3 protein-coding genes are annotated in these 2,868 nt (G+C 60.9%); all 3 read right to left on the reverse strand.

From position 1 onward, the window contains the following. Positions 1-85: 85 nt before the first annotated feature. On the reverse strand, positions 86-1,096 hold the full coding sequence (locus EN991_RS30600; RefSeq protein ID WP_127370148.1) for a magnesium and cobalt transport protein CorA: 1,011 nt from the start codon (positions 1,094-1,096) through the stop codon (positions 86-88). Positions 1,097-1,186: 90 nt separating this feature from the next. Further along, positions 1,187-1,912, reverse strand: a complete 726-nt coding sequence (phoU, locus tag EN991_RS30605; protein ID WP_013533646.1) for a phosphate signaling complex protein PhoU — start codon at positions 1,910-1,912, stop codon at positions 1,187-1,189. A 112-nt stretch (positions 1,913-2,024) separates the two neighbouring features. After that, the coding region (locus EN991_RS30610) for an ATP-binding protein (protein ID WP_127370149.1) at positions 2,025-2,868 on the reverse strand (844 nt) is incomplete at its 5' end.

Genomic DNA, 2,868 nt, shown 5'->3' on the forward strand with positions numbered 1-2,868 from the left:
CTACTGCCCTACTGCCCTACTGCCCTACTGCCCTACTGCCCTACTGCCCTACTGCCCTACTGCCCTACTGCCCTACTGCCCTACTTCACAACCAGCCATTCTTCCTGAACCGCCAATACAGAAACGCGCAGATCAGCGCGATCGTGGCCAGAACCACCGGATAGCCGTATTCCATCTTCAGTTCCGGCATGTCGCTGAAGTTCATGCCGTAAATGCCGGCGAGCGCCGTCGGCACCGCCAGGATTGCGGCCCAGGAGGCGAGCTTCTTGGTGTTGGCCGTTTCCTGACTCTGGCCGACCAGCAAGCTCGCCTCGAAAGCAAATGCCAGCACCTCGCGCAGGCTGTCGATCTTCTCCTGAACGGTGCGGATGTGATCGGTGACGTCGCGGAACAGCGGATACATGGCGGTGTGGATCTGCGGCAGCTCGGCGCTGGTCAGCCTTCGGCAGACTTCGACCAGCGGAAGCGCGGCATTGCGCAGGCGCAGGAGATCGCGGCGCAGCATATAGAGCCGCTCTATGTCGGGAGCGGTCATCGGCTTCAGCAGAACCTTGTCCTCGATCGCCTCGACCTCGTCCTCGATCTGCTCGAGCACCGGCATGTAATTGTCGACGATGAAATCGAGGATGGCATAGAGGACGAAATCCTCGCCCTTGGCCAGCGAGTGCGGGCAGCTTTCCCAGTGCTGACGAACGGCGGCATAGGACGTCGAGGGACCGTGCCTGACGCTGACTATGTAGCCTGAGCCGACGAACAAATGGGTCTCGCCGAAGGTGACCCGGCCCTCGATCAGCTGCGCGGTGCGGGCGACGATGAACAAGGCGTCGCCATATTGCTCGATCTTCGGCCGCTGGTGCGGGTGCTCGGCATCCTCGATCGCCAGCTCATGCAGGTGAAACTGCGCCTGGACGCGCAGCAACAGGTTACGGTCGGGCTCCAACAGGCCGATCCAGACGACGTGACCGGATTTTTTTGCCCATTCGCCGGCTTCCTCGATGGGAATGTCGGCGATGCGGCGCCCCGCGGTGTAAACGCCGCAAGCGATAATGCCGGATATCGGCGCAGGCGCCGGGGTCAGGTTCCGAACATTTTCCATCACGACCTCCCGGAGCAAATCCACGGACGAGGATAGAGGCAAAGCCCGGAAAGCTTATCGTAAATCGGGTGACGGTTCGAGAGGCGGCGTTCACTTCACCGGCTGCGTCTCGGAAAGGCTGATTTTGTCGGTCTTGTCGCCCTTGGGCCGCTCAGCCGGCAACTGATCACCGGTGACGATGTAGTAGATGGTCTCGGCTATGTTGGTGGCGTGATCACCGATACGCTCGATGTTCTTGGCGCAAAACAGCAGATGCGTGCAGGGCGTGATGTTGCGCGGATCTTCCATCATGTAGGTCAGCAATTCGCGAAACAGCGATGTGTACATGGCGTCGATCTGGTCGTCACGATCGCGCACGAAGCCGATTTTCTCCACCGAACGGGACGCGTAGACGTCGAGCACTTCCTTGAGCTGGGTCAATGCCAGGTTGGACAGAGCCTCGAGGCCGCGGAACAGGCTGGTCGGCTGGCGTCCGTCGGTGACGGCGACCACCCGCTTGGCAACGTTCTTGGCGAGATCGCCAACCCGTTCGAGGTCGGCGGAGATGCGGATGGTCCCGACGATCTCGCGCAAATCCGCCGCCATCGGCTGACGCTTGGCAATGATGATGATCGCCTTGTCGTCGATTTCGCGCTGGCCCTCGTCCAGTACGGTATCGTCGCGGATGACCTTCTGGGCAAGGCCCGGGTCGGCATTGACGAGAGCGGTGACCGCCTGTTCGACCATGCGCTCGGCATGGCCACCCATCGCGGCGATGCGCTTCGACAGATATTTCAACTCCTCGTCATAAGCGCTGACGATGTGCACGGACTGCATGGCAAATGCCTTCCCACGGGGTGTTTTGATTTTGAGTCGTTTCCTCGAATCCCCGCTGATACGCTAGCCGGATGACAGAAAAAAGAAACAGTGCCCTTGAATTAGGGCGATATCAGTGCGCCGGCAAATGAACCGAGAATGCCGCGCCGTTGCCGACTTCGGACTTGATCGAAAGCCGGGCGTTGTGGCGCGTCAGGATATGCTTGACGATCGACAGGCCGAGGCCGGTGCCTTTCTGGGTCCGGCTGGTCTCGACATCGACGCGGTAGAAGCGCTCGGTAATGCGCGGAATGTGCTCCTCGGGAATGCCAGGGCCAAAGTCCCTGATCGTGACGTCGATGCCCGGCTCTGATCCGGCCTCGCTATGCGCTATGGATACAACCACGCGCCCACCCGACTGCCCATATTTGCAGGCGTTTTCCAAGAGGTTCTCGAAAACCTGGAAAAGCTCATCGCGATCGCCAGGCACATGAAGCGGTCCATCGGCGTAGCGCCGCTCGATGGCAACGGCGTTTTCGCTGGCCAGCGGTCCGAGCGAGTCGATGACGCTGTCGACGGTCTGACGCAGGTCCACCTCGGTTCCCGGCTTCAGATAGGGTTTCATCTCGAGCCGCGACAGCGACAACAAATCGTCGATCAGACGCGCCATGCGGCCGGTCTGGCTCTGCATGATCTGCAGAAACTGGTCGCGCGCCGCCGCGTCGTTGCGGGCTGGTCCGCGCAGCGTTTCGATAAAGCCGGCGATGGAAGCAAGCGGGGTGCGCAGTTCGTGGCTGGCATTGGCGATGAAGTCGGCGCGCATGCGGTCGATCCTGCGCGTTTCGCTCTGGTCCTTGAACACCAGCACATAGAGATCGGTGGCATGACCGACCGAGGACACGCTCACCCGGTAAGCCCGTTCGACCGGCAGCTTCTCCATGTAGTCGACGACATCGGAGGCGACATCGCCCGATAGC

The sequence above is a fragment of the Mesorhizobium sp. M7A.F.Ca.US.005.03.2.1 genome (genome assembly GCF_003997795.1).
GTDB lineage: Bacteria > Pseudomonadota > Alphaproteobacteria > Rhizobiales > Rhizobiaceae > Mesorhizobium > Mesorhizobium ciceri.